The sequence below is a fragment of the Bacteroides luti genome, assembly GCF_900128905.1.
Taxonomy (GTDB): Bacteria; Bacteroidota; Bacteroidia; order Bacteroidales; family Bacteroidaceae; genus Bacteroides; species Bacteroides luti.
This window is the reverse complement of sequence record NZ_FQTV01000006.1, coordinates 162,821-185,517: the sequence shown is the minus strand read 5'-3', so window position 1 is coordinate 185,517 and position 22,697 is coordinate 162,821. Positions and strand designations below refer to the sequence as shown.

Annotated in this window: 22 protein-coding genes; 7 read left to right on the top strand and 15 right to left on the bottom strand. The window is 35.1% G+C overall.

The window, feature by feature from the left end:
- Positions 1-23: 23 nt before the first annotated feature.
- Genes BUC21_RS07580 through BUC21_RS07570 form a run of 3 tightly spaced genes read right to left on the bottom strand, consistent with a single transcriptional unit; the run spans position 24 to position 3,259 of the window.
- On the bottom strand, positions 24-1,268 hold the full coding sequence (locus BUC21_RS07580) for an ABC transporter permease (RefSeq protein WP_073400847.1): 1,245 nt from the start codon (positions 1,266-1,268) through the stop codon (positions 24-26).
- A gap of 2 nt (positions 1,269-1,270) precedes the next feature.
- Positions 1,271-2,539, bottom strand: a complete 1,269-nt coding sequence (locus tag BUC21_RS07575) for an ABC transporter permease (protein ID WP_073400845.1) — start codon at positions 2,537-2,539, stop codon at positions 1,271-1,273.
- 3 nt (positions 2,540-2,542) lie between these two features.
- The gene (locus tag BUC21_RS07570) at positions 2,543-3,259 is read right to left on the bottom strand and encodes an ABC transporter ATP-binding protein (RefSeq protein WP_073400843.1); all 717 of its coding nucleotides are present in this window, start codon (positions 3,257-3,259) and stop codon (positions 2,543-2,545) included.
- 154 nt (positions 3,260-3,413) lie between these two features.
- Between BUC21_RS07570 and BUC21_RS07565 the strand changes: the two genes are divergently transcribed.
- Positions 3,414-4,394, top strand: a complete 981-nt coding sequence (locus BUC21_RS07565) for an ROK family protein (protein ID WP_073400840.1) — start codon at positions 3,414-3,416, stop codon at positions 4,392-4,394.
- 82 nt (positions 4,395-4,476) lie between these two features.
- Here the strand turns inward: BUC21_RS07565 and BUC21_RS07560 are convergent, their stop codons facing one another.
- The 8 genes from BUC21_RS07560 to BUC21_RS07525 all read right to left on the bottom strand — a co-directional run bounded on the left by BUC21_RS07560 (position 4,477) and on the right by BUC21_RS07525 (position 13,977).
- The gene (locus tag BUC21_RS07560) at positions 4,477-5,679 is read right to left on the bottom strand and encodes an acetate kinase (RefSeq protein WP_073400838.1); all 1,203 of its coding nucleotides are present in this window, start codon (positions 5,677-5,679) and stop codon (positions 4,477-4,479) included.
- An 11-nt stretch (positions 5,680-5,690) separates the two neighbouring features.
- Positions 5,691-6,656, bottom strand: a complete 966-nt coding sequence (locus tag BUC21_RS07555; RefSeq protein WP_073400836.1) for a 3-hydroxyacyl-CoA dehydrogenase family protein — start codon at positions 6,654-6,656, stop codon at positions 5,691-5,693.
- A 12-nt stretch (positions 6,657-6,668) separates the two neighbouring features.
- On the bottom strand, positions 6,669-7,682 hold the full coding sequence (gene pta / locus BUC21_RS07550) for a phosphate acetyltransferase (RefSeq protein WP_073400834.1): 1,014 nt from the start codon (positions 7,680-7,682) through the stop codon (positions 6,669-6,671).
- 167 nt (positions 7,683-7,849) lie between these two features.
- Entirely contained in the window at positions 7,850-8,722 is an 873-nt protein-coding gene (locus tag BUC21_RS07545; protein WP_073400832.1) for a VIT1/CCC1 transporter family protein, read from the bottom strand.
- 858 nt (positions 8,723-9,580) lie between these two features.
- Entirely contained in the window at positions 9,581-11,221 is a 1,641-nt protein-coding gene (locus BUC21_RS07540; RefSeq protein ID WP_073400830.1) for a tetratricopeptide repeat protein, read from the bottom strand.
- Between the two features lie 81 nt (positions 11,222-11,302).
- The gene (locus tag BUC21_RS07535; RefSeq protein ID WP_175550494.1) at positions 11,303-11,773 is read right to left on the bottom strand and encodes a T9SS type A sorting domain-containing protein; all 471 of its coding nucleotides are present in this window, start codon (positions 11,771-11,773) and stop codon (positions 11,303-11,305) included.
- Positions 11,774-11,840: 67 nt separating this feature from the next.
- Positions 11,841-12,218 (bottom strand): DUF3244 domain-containing protein, encoded by a 378-nt coding sequence (locus BUC21_RS07530; protein WP_073400826.1) that lies wholly within the window; start codon positions 12,216-12,218, stop codon positions 11,841-11,843.
- Between the two features lie 202 nt (positions 12,219-12,420).
- On the bottom strand, positions 12,421-13,977 hold the full coding sequence (locus BUC21_RS07525) for a tetratricopeptide repeat protein (protein ID WP_139261326.1): 1,557 nt from the start codon (positions 13,975-13,977) through the stop codon (positions 12,421-12,423).
- Positions 13,978-14,348: 371 nt separating this feature from the next.
- On the opposite strand from BUC21_RS07525, the gene BUC21_RS07520 reads away from it, so the two are divergent.
- Genes BUC21_RS07520 through BUC21_RS07505 form a run of 4 tightly spaced genes read left to right on the top strand, consistent with a single transcriptional unit; the run spans position 14,349 to position 17,361 of the window.
- A complete protein-coding gene (locus tag BUC21_RS07520) occupies positions 14,349-14,687 on the top strand; it encodes a CidA/LrgA family protein (RefSeq protein WP_073400822.1) in 339 nt (112 codons plus the stop codon).
- Positions 14,684-15,379: an LrgB family protein gene (locus BUC21_RS07515; RefSeq protein WP_073400944.1), complete on the top strand. Its 696-nt coding sequence runs from the start codon at positions 14,684-14,686 to the stop codon at positions 15,377-15,379. The genes BUC21_RS07520 and BUC21_RS07515 overlap by 4 nt, the downstream gene beginning before the upstream one ends.
- Positions 15,380-15,408: 29 nt before the next feature.
- On the top strand, positions 15,409-16,302 hold the full coding sequence (locus BUC21_RS07510; RefSeq protein WP_073400820.1) for a DUF2156 domain-containing protein: 894 nt from the start codon (positions 15,409-15,411) through the stop codon (positions 16,300-16,302).
- A 6-nt stretch (positions 16,303-16,308) separates the two neighbouring features.
- Positions 16,309-17,361 (top strand): GNAT family N-acetyltransferase, encoded by a 1,053-nt coding sequence (locus BUC21_RS07505; protein WP_073400818.1) that lies wholly within the window; start codon positions 16,309-16,311, stop codon positions 17,359-17,361.
- On the opposite strand, the gene cdaA is transcribed toward BUC21_RS07505, so the two are convergent.
- Together cdaA and folP are read right to left on the bottom strand one after the other, a co-directional pair.
- Positions 17,358-18,122 (bottom strand): diadenylate cyclase CdaA, encoded by a 765-nt coding sequence (gene cdaA / locus BUC21_RS07500; protein ID WP_073400816.1) that lies wholly within the window; start codon positions 18,120-18,122, stop codon positions 17,358-17,360. The genes BUC21_RS07505 and cdaA overlap by 4 nt on opposite strands.
- An 11-nt stretch (positions 18,123-18,133) precedes the next feature.
- Entirely contained in the window at positions 18,134-18,985 is an 852-nt protein-coding gene (gene folP / locus BUC21_RS07495) for a dihydropteroate synthase (protein ID WP_073400815.1), read from the bottom strand.
- Positions 18,986-19,348: 363 nt separating this feature from the next.
- On the opposite strand from folP, the gene BUC21_RS07490 reads away from it, so the two are divergent.
- On the top strand, positions 19,349-20,647 hold the full coding sequence (locus BUC21_RS07490) for a UDP-N-acetylmuramoyl-tripeptide--D-alanyl-D-alanine ligase (protein ID WP_073400813.1): 1,299 nt from the start codon (positions 19,349-19,351) through the stop codon (positions 20,645-20,647).
- Positions 20,648-20,660: 13 nt separating this feature from the next.
- Here the strand turns inward: BUC21_RS07490 and BUC21_RS07485 are convergent, their stop codons facing one another.
- On the bottom strand, positions 20,661-21,044 hold the full coding sequence (locus tag BUC21_RS07485) for a VanZ family protein (protein WP_083547636.1): 384 nt from the start codon (positions 21,042-21,044) through the stop codon (positions 20,661-20,663).
- A 101-nt stretch (positions 21,045-21,145) separates the two neighbouring features.
- Between BUC21_RS07485 and BUC21_RS07480 the strand changes: the two genes are divergently transcribed.
- Positions 21,146-22,048, top strand: a complete 903-nt coding sequence (locus BUC21_RS07480) for a ComEA family DNA-binding protein (protein ID WP_073400809.1) — start codon at positions 21,146-21,148, stop codon at positions 22,046-22,048.
- Here BUC21_RS07480 and BUC21_RS07475 read toward each other — a convergent pair.
- Complete coding sequence (locus tag BUC21_RS07475; protein WP_073400806.1) at positions 22,045-22,695, bottom strand: ABC transporter ATP-binding protein; 651 nt, start codon at positions 22,693-22,695, stop codon at positions 22,045-22,047. The two genes, BUC21_RS07480 and BUC21_RS07475, sit on opposite strands and share 4 nt — an antisense overlap.
- Positions 22,696-22,697: the final 2 nt, after the last annotated feature.

Sequence of the window (22,697 nt, the reverse complement as noted above, 5' to 3'; positions counted from 1 at the left end):
TTTGTATTGTTATTATCATTTTATTATTCATCACGCATTGCATCTACAGGTTTTATAGACATTGCCCTGTAGGCCGGCGCCATACCCGCCATTATTCCCAAAGAGAGTAGCAGCAATGCCATACCAATAGCAGTCCAGAAAGAAACCTGGAAGTGAGCTTCAGTGCCACTGGCGGTAACACCAACCTCGGCAACCTGAAGAATAAGCACTGCAAAAGATATTCCGGTTAATCCGGCTATACTAGTCAACACCATACTTTCTGAAAGTATCTGTCTCATAATATCTTGCGGACGTGCACCAATTGCACGACGAATACCTATTTCAACTGTTCTTTCACGAACTGTAACCATCATAATGTTACTTACACCAATAGCTCCGGCCAATAATGTTCCCAATCCAACAAGCCATACAAGCGTACGAATACCGGTAAATAAGCTATCTATCATCTTAAACATTTCTTCCATATTCAGCACCATTACAGCCTGAGGATCGGAAGGTGAAATTAAGTGGTTATACTTTATCAGTTCCTGAATTTTAGGTTCCAAAGCACTTACAGCAGTTCCATGCTTAGCAGTCAAACAAATAATGTGAACTGTCTTTCCGTAATTATAAGCTTGCTGCATTGTAGTAAACGGAATATTTATCATTTCCTCACTGGAACCACCAATATTTATATTACTAACTCCGGAACAAACACCCACAACCTGATAATAGATTCCATCCACACGAATATATTCTCCACAAGGATTTTCTCCTTTCTTGAAAAGAGTTTCATAAATACGTTTTCCGATGGTACAAATTTTACGTTGTTCGCTCATATCAACATCGTTTATGAAACGCCCATACATCATCGTCTGTTTTTCTATTTTATCATAATCCGGACGTGTCCCTCTGGCTGTAAATGTTCCTTTTTTATCTCCACGTACTACGGCAGATCCCCATTTGAAAAGACACGGAGAAATATCTTCTATCTCATGAATACGAGTTCTGAGCACTTCTACATCATGGTTTTCCAAGTCCCATTTACGTCCTTTACGGAAACCTTTATAGGGTTCACTCGTTTGCTGACTAATTATAAAGCAGGAGTTTGTAGCAAATCCGGCAAAGTTTCTGCTCATCATTTGCTGTAGCCCATTTCCTCCGCCAATAAGAGCCACCAACATAAATATTCCCCAAAATATACCGAAAGCAGTTAATACACTGCGAGTTTTGTTTCGGGTAATGGTTATCAGGATTTCCTCCCAGCGATCTATATCTATTATACTCATAATTATTCTGCTCTTAATGCTTCAATTGGTCTTATCTTAACAGCCTTACGTGCCGGGAAGAATCCCGCAAAAGTTCCGGCAATAATCAAAGTTAATGTAGCTTTTATTGCTACACTAAGATCTACAGTAGGATCTTTATACACAGTCATTTGCATATCTCCCATGCCAAAGGTTTTTGCCCCTTCTACGGCATTCATGTATTCCGTAACTCCAATTCCTGCAACCATCCCGATATATCCGAAAATCGTTGTTATTAATATACTTTCAAGAATAATCAGCCATAATACCGATGCAGGAGAAGCACCTAACGCCTTTCGTATTCCAATTTCACGGGTACGTTCTTTAACTGTGATAAGCATGATATTACTTACACCAACAATACCACTAAGCAAAGTAAATATACCAATTATCCAGACAGCCGTCGTTAGAATATTCTTCGCAGTCATCTGTTGTAAGTATTGCGTAAAACGGTTCCAGATATACATTGCATTCATATCTGTAGGATCAAAACGATGCGAAGCTCCAAGTGCTTTACGGTATTCCAATTCAAAATCCTTGTTCGCTTTTTCAGTATTCAGTCCACGAGTAGTAAATATGATATTATTTAATGTATCCGCTTTATTATATATTGTCTGTGCAGCAGTAAAAGGAATATATGCCGCCCGGGAATCTTGATTTCCTTTGTCCCTGTACACTCCCACAACCCGATAAATTACTCCATCTGCATTTACAAACTTACCTATAGCATTTTCCTTACGAAAAAGAACATCCCTTGTTTTATAATGAATCACAATAACCTTTCTGCTTTGTTCTATGTCCATATCATTAATAAAACGACCACCGTTCTGGTCAAGTTTACAAGGTTCTATCTCTGTATAAGAAGGGTGCACTCCGGTTAGATCTAAGGATACATACTGATCTTTATAAGAAAGATTAACGCCTTCTTTTTTAACTGTAGCACCTGCAGTAATAACATTATCACTGAATTTATTTTTAGTGATATTTATGTCCTTATTATTAAAGCTAATCCTTCTATTAGATTCAAGACCATCGTAAGTTTTATTAGTCCATCCCGGAAATATCTTAATGGAGTTCTTTGCCATATCCGAAGATGATTCTTCAAAAGCATGTATTATACCATTACCCCAGCCTAGAAGAACAATCAACATAAAGATTCCCCATGAAACGGAGAATCCGGTAAGCACTGTCCGCAATTTATTTTGCTTAATTGTGCTCAATATTTCCTGCCATATATCAAGTCCTATTCTCATGGTTTATTTCATCATTATACCTTTTCCAAATGGAGATAAATTGTGATTCGAGTTATCTTCTACAGACTCAATAAGGCCATCTTTTATATGGATAATCTTATTCGTCCTATTTGCCACACCCGATTCGTGAGTTACCACAACAAGCGTCATTCCAAGATCATTTACTTCTTTCAATATCTGCATTACCTCATCAGATGTTTTACTATCCAAAGCACCAGTGGGCTCATCTGCCAAAATAATCTGTGGTTGAGATATTAATGCACGTGCTATTGCCACACGTTGCTTTTGGCCACCGGATAATTCATTAGGCATATGATGTGCCCAATCTTTCAAGCCCAGTTTATCCAGATATTCCATTGCAAGAATATTTCTCTTCTTACGGCTCACATTCTGATAAAAAAGTGGCAATGCAACATTCTCCATTGCATTTTTAAAAGAAATCAGATTAAAAGACTGAAAAATAAAACCAATCATCCGGTTACGATACTCTGCAGCACGGGTTTCACTCAGTTTTTTCATCAGAACATCATTGAGATAATAATTCCCCGTATCGTAATTATCCAAAATACCGAGAATATTAAGCAGGGTTGATTTACCGGAACCAGAAGCTCCCATAATGGAAACAAACTCCCCACGATCTATATCCAGATTAATACCTTTAAGAACGTGAAGAGGAGCTCCGTTGTGATAAGTCTTGTTAATGTCTTCTAAATGTATCATTATTTAAGATGTTTAATCAACGTTTTTTGTATTAGACGCAAGAGTAGTACTAAAAGTTGCAGTTGAACAAAAGAAAATTAAAAAAAGATTTTGTAAAATCAATCAACTTTGCGTAATTTGTAGTTTAGTTATTAACCCTTTAAACAAAAAAATAATGATCTCAGGTATGGAAAAGCCCTACGTTGTAGGCATTGATATAGGTGGAACTAATTCCGTTTTTGGCATTGTAGATGCACGTGGTACTATCTTGTGCAGCGACTCTGTAAAGACTCAGGCCTATGATAAAGTTGAAGATTACGTTGATGCTGTTTGTGCAAAACTGCTTCCTCTTATTGAATCAGAAGGTGGAGCTGAAAAAATAAAAGGTATCGGAGTTGGAGCTCCAAATGGAAACTATTATAGCGGAACTATTGAGTTTGCTCCTAATCTTCCTTGGAAAGGTGTTATTCATTTAGCAGAATTGTTTGAACAAAGAATTGGTATTCCTACAGCTTTAACAAACGATGCTAATGCAGCTGCTATTGGCGAAATGACTTATGGTGCAGCTCGCGGTATGAAAGACTTTATCATGATTACTCTTGGAACCGGAGTTGGTAGCGGAATTGTTATTAACGGACAGATGGTTTATGGACATGATGGCTTTGCCGGTGAACTTGGACACACTATCATTCGCCGTGAAAATGGAAGAATGTGTGGTTGCGGACGTAAAGGATGTTTGGAAACTTATTGCTCAGCAACAGGTGTAGCACGTACAGCTCGTGAATTTTTAATTGCTCGTTCAGACGAAAGTTTATTGCGTAATATCCCTGCTGAAGAAATTTCATCAAAAGATGTATTTGATGCTGCAGAAAAAGGTGATAAATTAGCTCAGGAAATTTTCGAATTTACTGGTCATCTATTAGGTGAAGCATTAGCTGATTTTGTTGCTTTCTCAAGCCCTGAGGCTATCGTTTTATTTGGTGGGTTAGCTAAATCAGGCGATTACATCATGAAACCTGTTGAAAAAGCTCTTAATGATAATGTTTTGAACATTTTCAAAGGAAAAGCAAAACTTCTTGTTTCAGAACTTAAAGATTCAGACGCAGCTGTTCTTGGAGCAAGTGCTCTTGGTTGGGAAGTTAAGGATTTAAAATAATAAAGAATTATCTTTCATAGAAAAAGAGGTATAGTTCATTAAAGACTATACCTCTTTTCTTTTATATCTAGAGCACTTATTACTATTCGCCTTTCAAAATTTCCATAGTATCTGAAGCAATCATAAACTCTTCATCAGTAGGAATTATAAGAACCTTCACTTTTGAATCAGGTTTGCTGATAATCACTTCTTCACCACGAACTTTATTGTTTAATTCTTCATTCAAAGAAATTCCCATAAATTCAAGTCCACGGCAAGCACCTGAACGACATGATGCCTGATTTTCACCAACACCACCTGTAAATACAATGATGTCAACACCACCTAAAGCAGCTGCATAAGCACCAATGTACTTCTTAATGCGGTAAAAATACATCTCTTCAGCTAGAATTGCACGTTCATTGCCTGCTTCATAAGCAGCCTCTAGCTCGCGCATATCACTAGAAATTCCTGACACTCCTAAAACACCACTATGTTTGTTAAGTAAGGTTGAAATAGAAGAAGTACCAATCATCTCTTTGTCCATGATATAAGAAACAACTCCGGCATCAATATCTCCGGCACGAGTTCCCATCAATAAACCTTCTACAGGAGTAAATCCCATAGAAGTATCCATAGATTTACCATCTTTAATAGCAGCTACAGATCCACCGTTACCTATGTGACAAGTAATGATACGTTGTCCTTCCTGAGAAATACCAAGGAAGTCACATACACGTTTTGAAACATAACGGTGACTAGTTCCATGGAAACCATAACGACGGATACCATATTTCTTATAAAGCTGATAAGGAATACCATACATATAAGCATAATCTGGCATAGTCTGGTGGAAAGCTGTATCAAAGACAGCAATCTGAGGTGCATTTGGCATTAATTCCGAAACAGCACGGATACCTTTCAAGTTAGGTGGATTGTGAAGTGGAGCAATATCTATACACTCTACAATCTTTTCAATAACCTGATCAGTAATTAAAACTGATTTATTAAACTTTTCACCTCCGTGAACTACTCTGTGACCTACGGCATTGATCTCATCCAATGACTTGATACAACCATATTTTTCACTGACTAAAACGCCGAGAATATATTCAATACCTGCTGTATGTTCCAATATTTCTCCTTCTAACATAACCTTATCTCCATTAGGAAGGGTAAGTTTAAGGAAGGAACCTTTTAATCCAATTTTTTCTATTCCACCCTGCGCCATCACTTCTTTAGTGTCCATATTGAACAACTTATACTTGATGGATGAACTACCGCAGTTGAGTACTAATATCTTCATAGTTTTTACTTTTACTCGTTCTCACTAATAATACGGTTCCCTTCTTGGTCGTAAGCATAGAAACCCATGCCTGTACTTACTCCCCAGCGTTTAGCACGATTTAATCGAAGCAATAATGGAGATGGTTTATATTTCAAAGAACCAAATTCTTTGTAAAGATCTTCCATCTGAGGAACTATTTTCTCAATCCCCATTTGGTCGGCCATGCAAAATACACCTTGTCTTTGTCCCAAACCAAACTTAATGATTGAATCAATCTCAATAGGAGTTGTTAAACCTTCCTGAAGAATAGCGCAAGCTTCATTCAACAATATGAAGAATAATCGGTTGCAAACTAATCCTGCAGATTCTTCAACTGTTACATAATCATAGCTAATCAGTTTTGCAAACTGGCATACCTTATTATAACAATCATCCGAAGTATAAAGTCCGCGAACTATTTCCATAACACGGCTCTGTGGCTGCATCATAACAAAATGTAAACATACACAACGCTCTTTATGTTCAAGTTCAGAGGCCAATTCTGTGATAACCACAGAAGAAGCATTCGATGCTATAATAGCATCTTCACTTAGTACTGCTTCCAGATTTTTAAAGATCTCCTTACGGTGATTAAGGCTTCTTTCGCCATTTTCATCATAGCGTACTGCTTCTATCACGAAATCACAACCTTTGAACGCATCAAAAGTCAATGAGCTCTTAACACGTCCAAGAATAGATTTCTTTTCAGACTGAGTAAGTCCCCATGTAGCAATACGCATATCAAGTTCGCCGGCAATTCTGTCAAATGCCTTTTGAATCTTATCATCGTTTACTTCCAGGAATACAACTTCAATACCTGCAGTAGCAGCTATAGTAGCTATTTTAGAGCCTTCTTTTCCACATCCTACAATACCAATCTTTGAAAACAACGTTTTCTTACGATCTTTGGAACTTAGTCCATAGCTCTCAATTGGTTCTTTTATCATTTCTGCCATAACTGAATTCTTTTATTTTTTCTTTGCTCCAATAGCTTGGTTAGCAGTAATCGCAATCATTCTATAAATATCCTGAACTGAGCAACCACGAGAAAGGTCGTTTACCGGAGCAGCCATACCCTGAAGAACTGGACCTACGGCTTCTGCACCACCTAAACGTTGAACAAGTTTATAAGCAATATTTCCAACTTCAAGAGATGGGAAAACTAATGTATTAGCTTGTCCTGCAATTGCACTTCCCGGAGCTTTGCTACTACCTACAGAAGGTACTAGAGCTGCATCGGCCTGAAGTTCACCATCAATTTGCATTTCTGGATCTAATTCTTTTGCTAAACGAGTAGCTTCAGCAACTTTATCAACCATTTCATGTTTTGCACTTCCTTTAGTTGAGAAGCTCAACATTGCAACTTTTGGTTCTACGTTTGCAAGCACACGAGCAGTTCTGCCTGTAGCTACCGCAATTTGTGCAAGTTCTTCAGCTGTTGGATTTGGTAAAACAGCAACATCGGCAATCACTAAAAGACCATCTTTACCGTATTCTTTAGCTTTAGTAATCAACAACATGCCACCAGAAACTACACTGATACCAGGAGCTGTCTTAATAATCTGCAAAGCAGGACGAAGTACATTACCAGTTGTATTCTGAGCACCAGCCAACTGACCGTCTGCATCACCATTCTTAATAATAAGGCATCCCAAATACAATGGATCAAGAACCAACTTACGAGCCTCTTCAATTGTCATTCCTTTCTTCTTACGAAGTTCGCAAAGCAATTCTGCATATTGCTCTTTCTTTGAATGACTTGCCGGATCAATAATTGTTGCTTTGTCAATGTTCTTAAGACCCCATTGAGCAGCCAGACCATTAATTTCTTCTGGGTTACCAATAAGAATAATGTCTGCTACCCCATCAGCCAAAACCTGATCAGCAGCTTTCAAAGTGCGTTCTTCTGTTCCTTCCGGAAGAACAATACGCTGACGATCAGCTTTCGCCCGCGCAATAATTTCATTAATTAAATCCATGATTGAATAATATATTTATATGTTCTGATATCGAAGTAATTGACTTTCACTCTGCAAAATTACACATAATTGCAATATCAACATTACAAAATAGGATATAAATTAATCAATCAAGGCACTAAAGTTGCATACTTTAACATTAAAAAGAATAAAAAAGGCATTTAAGACGATTAAACTTCAATGCCTGTAAACTTTTTCAATAAATAGCCAATTAAGAAACTAATTGTTGCAACCCCAAAACTCAATATCGCCATTTCCATAAATCGCTTTTTAAAGCTTTCACTTTTGGCTACAGAATAATAATAATTAAATATAGCAATTATAATTAATGCAGCAACAAGCATAATTCCAAGTGCAACTAAAACATTGGAACATATAATAAAAGGTAGAACCAAAGCAACTACTGTAACAACATATGCAAAGCCTGTATAGATAGCAGCCTTAACAGGATGCTTGTCATTGCTATCTTCTGATTTTGTAGAAAGATATTCTGATGAAGCCATAGAAAGAGCGGCAGCAATACCCGTAATACTTCCGGTTAAGGCTATAAGCTTTGAATCACTTAAAGCAAGAGTAAATCCGGCTAAAGCACCAGTAAACTCTACCAAGGCATCATTTAATCCAAGTACAACCGAGCCCATATATTCCAGCCGTTCTTCATTGATAAGACCAATAAGTTTCTTTTCATGCTCTTCTTCCTCACGACCTAGACGAAGTAATTCCGGAAAGCTTGCATACCGGTCATAGTTTTTGTGAGCATTTGATTCACTAGACTCCATCAATTTTAAAGCAAATGTTAATCCAAAGAAACGAGCTAACCAATAGTATTTGAATATCTTCCATCTGTTAGGGATTGGACTTTCTTTTGTATATTTCTGAAAGACTTTTCCGTGAGCAACCTCATCTGCAGCTATATTCAAAAGAATTTCCTTGTTTGAACTATCTTTTTCAATAGAAGCCAGACGGGAATAAACCAGGCTCTCAGTTATTTCATTTCGTTGAAAACGAATAAACTCTTTTTTTATTTTTCCATCAATATCCATTGTATACGAGTTAAGTTTTATAGTATAAACAAAAATACAAATTAAATCTGCATATCAGCACAATAAATAAACTAAAAAACAGATAAAAGACGCTCTTGTTCAATTACCATGTGAGAATAAAATAGACCTTCTAAACATAAAACTTACTTTCAAGAATCCTGGTTATTTTAAAAATAAGTCTCCTCAAAAAACTTTTTTTGCAAATTGATCTAGCAATCTAGCAGTAGGCATATAACTATCTGATAATAAATGCAAAAATGGTGCTAGATCAATTTAATTTAATCTAGCGGTGATCTAGCGATTTAGCGCTAATTCACAACTCTAACTTTTTATCTAAGCCATGGCGAAGTTTCTTTTCTTCTAGTTGTTTTTAATTAATTGGTATAATCTTTTAGTATTCTTGTACAAAAGAATAGATTCTCTTGTACAAAACAATTAATTCATTTGTACAGAAGAAAAAATTCTTTTGTACAAGAATACAAATTAGATTCTAGTGACTTTAAAAAGAATAATCGAAGATCTGTTTTAGCTTGATATCTCTGATTAGTATTAATGCAGTAGTAAGATTCAATCAAAGATTTATACATCTAAAAAAAAATAGAACCCCGGGAGAGTGAAATTCATTGCTCGCTTAACAACCACTACTTTATAAAATCCCTAACCATTGCTCATTTATAGTATTCCCGGGGAGTTCTATATTTTGAAGTACGAAACAAATTTCGGGAATAAAATGAGAAATTGATAAAAAATAGGGTAACAAAATAAAAATTACAATTTACTAATAATGAGCACATTAACAAAAAAGCAATAGCTTTTACGGTAACAATTGAAGTTAAGCAATGCTCAATAAAGTAATATTTAGAACTTTTCCAGAAAAAGATCAAGGGAGATATCTCTATCAAGGATTCCCATTTTTTCTTTTTTAATTCTGTACTTAGTTGTTTTTACACTCTGAGGGGTAATACAAAAAATATTTGCTAAGTCATTACGTGCAACTTTAATTTTAACTAAACAGCAAAGATGAATTTCCTGGAGTGTTAAATTAGGATATTCTCTTTTTAATCGATCGGTAAAATGATCATAAGCCACATCAATATTTCTTATAAGCTCATCCCAGTCACGGTCTGTTAGGGAGATTCTTACTACATCATCAGACAACGACTCTTTATTTTTGGCATTATTCAGCCCTAATGAAGGTATTTTATTTAGTTTATTAAGCTTCTTAAAAAAGTCTTCTCTAAGTTGAGACTCTTTCTCTCTCATCCTAATCAACTTATTTTCTTGTTCCAGCAACATCCTGCTTTTTTCTAATAACTCTTTCTTATTTCGGCTTCTATAAATAAAGAAGGAACCAGACAATAGAAGCAATAGAATAAAGGATAAAAGTCCCCAATGGTAAAAAGCGATCGTTTGCTCTTTCTTCTCCAAGAGTAATCTTTGAATCTGTTCCTTAGCTTTTCCATGCTGATATATATTCTGAACTTCAACAACAGCAGCTGTCTTAGTTTGATTTTCTATTGTATCTCTATACTTATTAAAAGTATTCATTAGCAGAAAAGCCTTTTTGGAATTCCCTTTAGCATAATATGCTTCAGCTAGTCCATTATAACAGGATGCACGGGTATACAAATTTGTACTATATATTGTTTTATTATAATAATAAATTGCAGAATCATATTTTTCCATTTTTAGATAAGTATGTGCTTTAGTCACATAACTATAACAAGGATCTTCAGTAGAAGTATCTAATGCTAAAGCCTTATTTACAGATTCAATAGCTAGCGTATAGTTACCCAAATTTTCATAAACACCTCCCATTTCATTATATAAGGCTATAAGAGTTGCAGTGTCCGATTTAGGGATAACCTTCAATGCTAAATAATAATTAATTAAAGCACTATCCTTTTTATTATCACCAGCATACGAAATGGCAAGGTTCCTTAGAGCATGAGTAATGTATGAACTATCATTCAACAATTTAGAATAAGAAAGAGCCTTTTGGTGCATTTTAATAGCTGGACCATACAAAAATTCATTTAAATGGAGATCTCCCAAATAATAATATATGAGGTATAATAATTTATAGTTTCTAGTATAAGAAGCAAAATCAGCCGCTTTTAATAAAGATTCCATTGCAAGTTTCGAATTTTTCATATCAGCATTCACTTGCCCAAAATAAAAGTAAGTCTCTGCTTTTTTAAGAGAATCTCCACTATTATTATAATAATCTAATGCAATGCTAATAAGTGAATCCGAAACAATAGGAATAGAATTTTTAAAAAGCGCTTTTGTCATAAGCAGACAATATCGTGCATTATCTGATTTATCCAAAGCACCAGAATTAACTTTGCGTAATAAGATTAAAGTACTATCTGGATATTTATCAATAAGGGTTTCAGCCCGCATCAACAGATCATAGGAAGAGCGATTAGGACGGCATGAGAAAAGCGTACTAAACAAAAGTAACAAAAAACAGAAAAACAGGATTGGATGTTTCATTATCATATTTCATAATAAACAATCCGCAAATTTAAAAAAATTATCCAAAATACATCCTAAATCCCATTTTATATAAAATAACTATTGCTTAGTTATTTTCCAGGTAAGAATATCCTTTCCTATTTGAATATTCATAAGATATCTGCCATTTGGCATAGAAGGTACATCAATAATAGTTTTAGTCTGTGAAACGTTGTTCATTTGCAACAAAGTTCCTTCTAAAGAAAATAGATAAACAGTAGCTTTTATATTTTTAGACATTCCGGTTATTTCAATCAGCAATGAATTATCCTCAGAACGAGGATATACTTTAACATCGTGCCCTTGAAACAAAGTAGCATTTGGTTTTATTTCATTGATTATAATCGAATCTTTTCGCATCCCTTCATTAACAAGATGAACCGTATCCATGCAGATCATAGCAGGCTTACAGTTTATATGGTTCCCTAAATTACGGTAATAACTATACATATTATTTATATTATATTTCATGTTAGTCATATTCATATCCAAACTAAAACTAATATTTATAAAAGCCGCTGACTTTTTCACAAAAGTCAGCGCTTAAAACTGAGTGTCAATAACTATCTAATTAATCAATCGATTAAATTGATTTTTATTATAAATCAAATTCTCCAAACCATTTCTTGCTACCACTATTAATCTCAATATAGTATGTATCAGATTCTGATCCAGCTAAAGAGATTGGAAGAATTGTTCCGGCTTGAGCATTCAATGTATTTTCATACACAACTTCGCCCAAAGAGTTCTCAATAGTGACAGTTGCATTTCCTAAATTTGAAGTAAAACTTAGAGTTACCAAATCTACATCAATGGTTGCAGTTATAGGAATTGCAGTTTCTACAACAGATGTTGGTCTAAAACTCTTATCACGACCTGCTTGTAAATTGATTAAATTTGAGTCATAAGTTTCCGCATACAAAGATGACACAAAAAAGAGCGAGCAACACATTGCAATGAATAATGACTTTTTCATAATGCTTATTTTTAATATTTTTTAAATTCGATTTCAAAAATTGCTTGATACAAAAATAATGGATAAAGGCTGATTAATCAAAAAAAACGTTGGACATCTCAATCATCAGCTAATCACCTATAATACAATATCTTAAACTCAAATTAAACAATAATTTGAGACTGTAATATTGGACAAATTAAAAAAATAGAGATTAAAAACACTAAAAATCGGCAAGGAATTGATCTAACGACCGCCCATCTTCTATTCTCATTTTATTCTTCTTAATACGTTCTTTTCTTTTTGAGATAGCATCTTTTGTAAGGTTGTAAACAGAGGATAACGTGTTTAAACCTAATTTCATTTTTATTAAGCAGCAGAAGAGAATTTCATCTCTTTTAAGTTCGGGAAAGGATTTAGCCAGGCGGACAGAAAAATGGTCGAAAGCTGCATCTGTATTCTTAACAATTGCCTCCCAATCTTCTTGTGTTAACCTGATATATCCTTCTTTTCCTTCCTGAACTGAAAGGAAAGGAAAAGTAATATTATTAAGTCTGCTAAAAAAGTCAGTGCGGAGTTCCATTTCTTTTTCCAACAACTCTTTTTCTTTTCGTATTCTTACCAGTTCGCTCTCTTGCAATCTGGCTTTTGCTATTTGTGACTCTTCTTTTTCTTTCTGAACTACTAATTCCAATTCACGAGTCTGTCGTTCTTTACGACTCCTGTATAATAAAAGGATACTAGCCAACAAAGACAAAATACCTAAAGAGATGGCACTAATTAAATAAAGAACCATCTTTTGCTGATTTTTCTCCAAAGTAAGGTATTGTATTTTCTCAACAGACTTTTTATGTTGATAAATATTTTGCATCTTTATAATCATATCAGCATGTAATTTGCTTTCTATAGAGTCTCTATAATTTAAATAAGAATCATTATAAAACAACGCCTTATTTATATCTCCACGATTTCTTTCTAGTTTAGATAGTTTATTATAGCTTTCAGTTTTTGTATAAAGGTCTAGGCTATGTGTCGTTTTATTATAAAAATAAGAAGCTGAATCATATTGATGCGTATTAGAATAAATCTCTGCTTTAACAAAATAGTTATATAGCAATTTAGCACTATCCTGATTTATACTAATAGCTTTATTAACCGTTTTAAGCGCAAGAGAATAGTCCTTTAAATGATTATATTGGATACCCATTTCATTAAACAATATAGCAAGCGCACTAACATCCGATTTTGGAAGGATATTTAATACTTTAAAATAATATTTTAAAGCATTGCGATGTTCTTTTTTACCTGAATATGCGAAAGCAATACTTCTAAGAGCATAGGCCATATAGCCTTTATTATTAAGAAGTTGTGAATAATAAAAGGCCTGACGATTCGATTTCAAAGCAGAATCAAAAAGTCCTTCATTTAAATAAAGATCCCCTAAATAATAATAAATCAGATACTTTAATTTATAATCTTTACTATCTTCTAAGAAATCCGCTGCTTTTAGAAAATATTCCATCGCTTGCTTAGCATTCTGCATATCCTGATTTACGCGACCTGCATAAAAATAAGTTTTTGCTTTGGTATCAAGATCTTTTTTATCATTAAAGTATTCAACGGCAACGCTGATCAACGAATCTGAAGTCAACGGCAGGCCATTTTTGTCTCTCGCCTGAGTCATGAGTAGACAATAACGTGCATATTCTCCAGTTGACAAATCTTTTGGAGTTATTTTATTCAGAAAAATTAAAGCGCTGTCTGGATATTGATCCAACAAAGATTCTGCATGCTCCAAATAATCATCCGACTGTCGATCTGAACGGCAGGAAGAAAGGATGCAAGCAATAAATAACATAAAAACGATATAATGAATGATGCTTCTCATACAATGATTTCACTAGTTTGGCAAATTTAACCATTAATATCAAAATCAAAAAGAATTTAGTGTTTATAATTAGCTATTTTTAGAAACAAGAACAAATATTTAAAGTAAATACAATAACGCATCAATTTTTATCATAACAAATTTAAAAGTTTTTGAAATGAGTATCAATAAACATTATATTTCATATTAATCATTTATGATACTTTTTTCGTTATTTGAGCAATTAATCCCTAATTTTGCATCAGTTTTTAATAGGATACATTATGATACGTCAGTGCTTTATTTTGTTTGGTTGCTTGGCATTAGGTGAATTAACCGTCTATCTCACAGAGATAAAACTCCCATCAAGTATAATTGGGATGTTGTTACTTACACTTTTTCTAAAACTAGGCTGGGTAAAATTGAAATGGGTAAAAGGAATGTCTGATTTCCTGGTTGCTAATTTAGGATTCTTTTTTGTGCCCCCCGGGGTTGCATTAATGCTTTACTTTGATATTATATCAGCTCAGTTCTGGCCGATTGCCATTGCATCAATAATCAGTACTATTCTGGTACTTGTAGTCACAGGATGGGTTCACCAATTAATGAGAAAAATAAAATGAATTATCTAGAAAACCCCTTATTCCTTTTAGCAATAACATTTGGAATCTATTTCTTTTCCAAATATATTCAGCAGAAGACTGGTTGGGTTTTGCTCAACCCCATATTACTTACAATTGCTGCATTAATTTTATTCTTAAGGTTGTGCAATATCAGTTACGAAACATACCATTTTGGTGGTCAATTTATTGAATTCTGGCTAAAGCCGGCAGTTGTAGCACTTGGAGTTCCTTTATATCTCCAACTGGAGAAAATAAAAAAGCAACTGTGGCCTATTTTATTCTCGCAACTAGCCGGTTGCATAATTGGAGTAATTTCAGTAGTTTTAATTGCTAAGTTACTAGGTGGCAGTAAAGAAGTCATTTTGTCGCTTGCTGCCAAATCTGTCACAACTCCAATTGCTATGGAAGTGACAAAAACAATTGGAGGAATACCATCGTTAACTGCAGCAGTAGTGGTATGCGTTGGATTATTCGGAGCCATATTCGGATTTCAGATATTGTCTCTTTTAAAAATAGAAAGTCCCATAGCACAAGGGCTTTCAATGGGAACCGCAGCACATGCCGTTGGCACATCAACGGCTATGGACGTAAGCGGGAAGTATGGTGCATATGCAAGTTTAGGACTTACTTTAAACGGTATTTTCACAGCACTTTTCACTCCTACTATATTGAGATTGTTAGACTTATTATAAAATGGCAAATAATTTGTTGGTGATATCATATGATAAAATTCAAAGATATAACACTCGAAGATAAAGAGGCTATTACCTCTATTACAATGAATAGCGAAAGAAAGAATTGCGATCTTTCGTTCTCTAATTTATGTAGCTGGCGATTTATGTATGATACAAAGTTTGCCATAGTTGATGGATTCTTGTTATTCAAATTCCACATGAATAATGAGCTAGCCTATATGATGCCGGTTGGCGAAGGAGATTTAAAAAAGATTCTTGAGGCTATTATAGATGATGCCGCAAGTGAGGGAAAATCTTTTTTGATGTATGGCGTTTGCAATAATATGAAAGATGAAATAGAAAAACTAATGCCTGGCAAGTTCGACTTTTCATCAAACAGAGATTATGTAGATTACATTTACCTCCGCACCGATTTAGCCGAATTAAAAGGGAAAAAATTTCAGCCGAAACGAAATCATGCAAATAAGTTCTATAAAACATATACCGATTATGAATATGTGTCTATTACAGCCGATCGTATAAGTGAATGTTTGAGGTTGGAAGAAGAATGGTGCAAGGCTAACGACTGTGGGCAACAAAATGGATTAGGCAATGAACGTAAATCTCTGACTTATGCATTAAATCACTTTGACGAATTAGGTTTAACCGGAGGTATACTTTACGTTAACGGCAAAATTGCTGCATTCACTTTTGGGATGCCTATTAATCATGAAACTTTTGGAGTTCATGTGGAAAAAGCTGACACAGAGATTGAAGGAGCATATAATGTTATAAACCAAGAATTCGCCAAACATATACCAGAACAGTTTGTTTACTTGAACCGTGAGGAAGATTTGGGCATAGAAGGATTGAGAAAAGCTAAGCTGTCTTATCAGCCAGCCATACTTTTAGAGAAAAATATAGCCCGATTAAAAGGATAAAATGCAATGAAGGAGGAAGTCAAAAAGCTATGGAATCTTTGTTTCGGAGATGACGAAGCATTTACTGAACTGTATTTTTCTAAAAGATACAGTGACGAGGTAAATCTTGCCATAGAGGAAAATGGAAACGTTATTTCTGCTTTACAGCTTCTTCCTTATCCGATGACTTTCTGTGGGGAAATAATCTCTACTGGATACATATCCGGAGCTTGCACACATCCTGATCATAGAGAAAAAGGAGCGATGAAAAGGCTCCTTTTGAAGTCATTTACCCGAATGCAAGATAATGAAGTCCCTTTAACAACGCTCATTCCTGCAGAAGATTGGCTTTTTAGCTATTATTCAAAAATGGGGTATACTCCTATTTTTGAATATTCAAATAAAACCTTCAGAGTTGAAGAATTAAAACCTTCTTCTGAATTCACTGTATCCAAATATATTTCACAGTCTTTTTCAGAAAAAGAAGTTTACTCTTTCTTCGATGAAAAGATGAAAAAACGTCCATGCTGCATACAACATTCTTATGATGATTTTTTAGTTATCATGGACGATCTAAAACTCGGAAGTGGAGAATTACTAATAGTCAAGTCAAAAGAAGAAATCAAAGGGCTTTTATTTTGTTATGTAAAAGATAATACCCTTCATGTACCCGAGCTATTCTTTGATGACAATTCGGTAAGAGACACACTTCTGTTTACTGCTGCAGAACAATTTCAAGTTAAAGACATATCTTGTATTATACCTCCAAACGATGAAATGGGGAATATTCTAGGAATGGCACGAATTATTGATGCAGAAAAGCTGCTTAAGATTTATGCGATTCAGCACCCTGAACTTGAAGTCTCCTTTAATATAAGTGATGAGTCTATTGAAAAGAACAATGCTTTTTATTCGATAAAATCGGGCAAATTAGAGATAGCAGAAATAAATAAGGATTTCAAATCTTTCAGTATTCAGGAACTCACACAAGCTTTAATGGGATATAAAACAGAATTATTACCAAAAGAGTTTCAAATATTTGAGCGTCAGAAACCTTACATGAGTCTGATGCTAAATTAATCTTCTTTGGTTAATATACTCTCCAATTCCTCTGCACTAAGCCTTAAATAGAATTGTCCATGATATGCAACCGAAATAAAACCGGTTTCTTCGCTGACAATCACAGCATGAGCATCCGTTATCTGTGAAATTCCCATAGCTGCACGATGGCGAAGCCCCAATTCCTTCGGGATATCCAGATTATGTGATACAGGCAAAATACAACCGGCAGCTTTTATACGTTTTTTGCTGATTACCATTGCGCCATCATGCAAAGGACTGTTCTTGAAAAAAATATTCTCTATTAATCGTTGATTTACATTTGCATCAATAATCTCGCCCGTACGAATAGTATCATAAAGAGGAACATTTTTTTCTACTACAATTAATGCACCAATTCGCTGTTTACTCATATTAAGGCATGCCAAAACAATAGGAACAATATCACTTTTATCCATTTGTTCTTTCTTGCTTCCAGAGAGGAACCTTGCCAGGATGCTAGTTCGTTGATGCGAACCCAAAGTAAGTAAAAAATGCCGGATCTCATCCTGGAAAAGAACAATTAAAGCAAGCACACCCACGCTTACCAGTTTATCAAAAATAGATCCCAGCAAACGCATTTCCAGAATCTGCGATACAACAAGCCATATAAGAATAAAAACAAGTATACCAATAAACACATTAATAGAACCTGACGCTTTCATCAGCTTATATGTGTAGTATAGCAAGAATGCTACTAACAGTATATCAATAAAGTCTTTTACTCCAAATTCTATAGGCATGCTACTATTCTTTATAGATTTCTACATTTCTGAACAATCTTAACGGCTTGAACGGTCTCCTTTACATCGTGAACTCGAATAATGTCCGCACCTTTCATGAGAGCTATTGTATTGGTAACAGTAGTTCCATTTAATGCTTCAGTTGTAGGAATATCCAATAATTTGGTAATCATCGATTTCCGCGACAATCCAACGAGTATAGGGAGTTCAAATATTTTAAATTCTTCCAAATGACTAAGTAATTCATAATTATGATCCAACGTTTTGCCAAAACCAAAGCCGGGATCAAGGATAATATCATTAAGTCCTCTATCATGCAGCATCTGGATTTTTTCAGAGAAATAAAGGAAAGTCTCCCTCATCAGATTATCATAATGAGGAGAATCTTGCATATTCTGAGGAGTGCCTTGCATGTGTTGCATAATATATGGAACCTGTAAATCTATAACGGTATCGAACATATTTTTATCCATTTCACCGCCTGAAATATCATTTATAATAGCAACTCCATATTCTTTCACGCAGACTTCTGCCACGCTTGCACGAAATGTATCGACAGATATAATCGCATCGGGATGAACTTCATTCAAAATCTTCAATGCATATCGCAACCTGTTCAATTCTTCCTCGGGAGATATATCTACACAATTGGGACGCGATGAGTAGGCTCCGATATCTATAATAGAAGCGCCCTCCTCCAAAATCTGTCGGGCACGGTCAGCAATAGCTTCATCTGTTTGCGCACGGCATCCTGAATAAAAAGAGTCGGGAGTTACATTAAGAACGCCCATCACTTGCGGAGTTGAAAGATCTAAAAGTCTTCCATTCACATTTATATATTTCGAAAGAGACTGACTAATCATTGTTGTTTACTACAATTTGTTTATGGCAAAAATACATAATATTTTTCATTCTTCTTTTTAAATCGTTATATCTTTTCCACAATAATAAGTTTATACTATCTAGCATTCCCTGATAAACTAATCATTTAATCAAGAAGTCTTTTGCCAATCATGTACATGTTCGCCTCCAATCATGTACATGTTTGAGTTCAATCTTGTACATGTTTGAACCAAAAGCTGGTCAATAAATTACTAGTTCATCCTCAAGGCTATAATAGTTTATAAGCAAAGAAAAGGTAAATTGAAGTATTTTTTATTGCTCGCACTTATTAATAACAATATTTTGTCTAATTTTGCATACAGAAATTTCCAAATATTATTGATATGACAATAGCTGCTCTTTACCAAATTTATCTGCAATACCCGGTTGTGACAACCGATAGTCGCAACTGCCCTGACGATTCTATTTTTTTCGCTCTGAAAGGCGACAATTTCAATGGTAATTCTTTTGCAAAAAAGGCTTTAACAGAAGGCTGTGCTTATGCAGTTGTGGACGAAGCTGAATATGCTGATCCGGATAACAATCATATTATCTTAGTTGACGATTGTTTGAAAACTCTTCAGCAACTTGCCAACTATCACCGTAAGAAACTAGGAACTAAAGTTATAGGGATTACCGGAACCAACGGTAAAACAACGACTAAAGAGTTGATAGCTGCCGTACTTTCCGAAGTTCACAATGTACTTTATACTCAGGGAAATCTGAACAATCATATCGGAGTGCCAATTACTCTATTAAAACTCCGCGGTCATCATGATTTGGCTGTTATTGAAATGGGAGCTAATCACCCCGGTGAGATAAAGACTTTAGTTGATATTGCTGAACCTGATTATGGCATTATTACTAATGTGGGCAAGGCTCATTTGGAAGGTTTTGGTTCTTTTGAAGGCGTAATTAAAACAAAAGGAGAACTTTACGATTTCTTACGTCAAAAAGAGAATTCGATTGTATTTATTCAGAATGAGAATCCTTTCCTGATGGATATTGCTGAAGGATTAAATCTTATCAATTACGGAACAACAGAGAATCTTTATGTGAACGGAAAGGTCACTTCATGCTCTCCGTACCTTGCTTTTGACTGGAAAGCAGGAAAAGATGGAAATATTCATCACATTCAAACCAAGCTAATTGGTGAATATAATTTTGATAATGCATTGGCAGCAGTGGCTATTGGTCGCTTCTTCGGCGTTGAACCTGCCAAGATTGATCATGCATTAACAAACTATACACCTCAAAACAACCGCTCGCAGTTAAAAGAAACTGAGGACAACAAACTTATCATTGATGCTTACAATGCTAATCCTACAAGTATGATGGCGGCCTTGAAGAATTTCAAAAAAATGGAAGCTAAGCACAAGATCGTTATCCTTGGAGATATGAAAGAATTAGGAGACACAAGCATTGAAGAACACCAAAAAATAGTCGATTTCATCGATACTTGCGAGTTTGAAAAGGTTATTCTTGTGGGAGATCAGTTCGAACAGACAACGCACTCCTATGATTGCTTTACAAACATTTCGGATGTAGTAAAAGTTATCAAGGATGATAAGCCTAAAGGATGCTATATTCTTATCAAAGGCTCTAACAGCATGAAGATGGGACAAATTGTTGAAGACTTATAGCAGAGCAAACTTTTTATAAAAAGTATCTCGGTCTGACAAAGAAATATGCAATAACTCCTGCAAGAATAACGCCAACAGAATTAGCTGTAAAGTCCAGCCAATCGCCTCCTCTATACGAGGTGCAATATTCTTGCAGGAGTTCAATACAACCACTAAATACTATTGGAAAAATCACAGCACTTATAAAAATATGCATGAATTTAAACCGACTTCGATGGCTTCTCATGTATTCAAGCCAAAACACACCAGACATACCAAAATACATGCAGACATGAACTACCTTATCAATATTAGAAATCTGATCTAAAGGAGTGCTTGGCGGCTTAAAAAATGACAGATAGACTACGGTCAGCACAATGAATATAGATAATGGATATTTCCGAATAAGATTTATCATAATCAATTGATTTTGAAGACATGCAAAATTACAAAACATTTTATATTTCTCATTATTCGGGAAAATAAATCTAACTAAAAACCCTCTAAGAAAAACGCAAGATGTGGAAAGACTTTTTCTACTTTACAAAGACAGAACGTATTGGATTCTATACACTTATCATTTTAATTTTTGTAGCATTACTAGTTTATTGGTCAGTTCCATATATTAATCCATCAGCACAGATTAACGGTGAAATGGATGAAGAAGCATATAATAGATTTATCACATCAGTACATCAAAGAGAGAAAAACTGGGATTTCAATGACTATTACATACATAGGAAAAAAGAAATAATTCTTGCCCCATTCGACCCTAATACAGCCGATTCTGTTACATTTACCCGTTTAGGATTGCAACCTTATATTGCAAGAAACATTCTTCGTTACAGAGCTAAGGGTGGCAAGTTTCGAACTCTGGAATCTTTTGCTAAAGTTTATGGTCTTTCGCCCGACCAGTACAAATTGCTCGCACCATATATTTATATTGGCAATAACTTTTTAAAGAAGAAGGACTCTCTTCAGCAATTCTCTGCTAAAGCAGATCGTGATACGCTGAAATTTTATAAATATCCCGAAGGTACAGTTATTAGTCTGGATGAAGCAGATACTACTGAACTCAAAAAAATTCCTGGAATCGGGATTGGAACTGCCAAACGAATTATTGCTTACCGGGAACTTTTAGGAGGTTTCTACAAGGTAAGTCAGCTGCAAGAAATATCGCATATTACGCCCGAACTAAACAAATGGTTTACTATCAGAAAAGGGCCAATCCATCGATTAAACTTAAACAAGTTTAGCATTGAGCGTTTAACTGCTCATCCTTATATCAACTTCTATCAGGCAAAAGTAATAACAGAGTATAGAAAGAAAAAAGGAGCTATAAAAAGTCTAAAGGATTTATCTTTATATGAAGAATTCAGTTCAAAAGACTTTGAGCGATTAGCCCCTTATATCTGTTTCTAAATAATCTGTCCGTCTATCATGTGAATAGTTCTATCGGTAATCTTAGCAAGTCCTTCGTCATGAGTAACGATTACAAATGTTTGCTCAAACTTATCGCGAAGATCAAAAAACAGTTGATGCAATTCGTCTTTGTTGTGTGTATCCAGACTTCCGGAAGGCTCATCGGCTAAAATTACGGAAGGATTATTAATCAAGGCACGAGCAACAGCCACACGCTGCTTCTCTCCTCCTGAAAGTTCGTTTGGTTTGTGAGACGAACGTTCAGTCAGCCCCATGAAGTTTAAAATTTCTTTTGCTCTTTTTGTTGCTTCTTTAGTAGAAGTTCCGGCAATAAATGCGGGAATCATCACATTTTCAAGAGCTGTAAACTCAGGTAACAACTGATGAAACTGAAAAACAAATCCTATATGCTTATTACGGAAAACAGCAAGATCTCTATCTTTCATCCGGTTTATCTCCTGACCATTCATATTGATCGTTCCCGCATCCGGTTTATCCAAAGTTCCCATAATCTGAAGCAGAGTTGTTTTTCCCGCCCCACTTGGTCCAACAATACTTACTACCTCACCTTTGGAAATCTCGAGGTCAATTCCTTTTAAGACCTGCAAATCGCCAAAACTTTTTGTAATTCCTTCTAATTTTATCATCG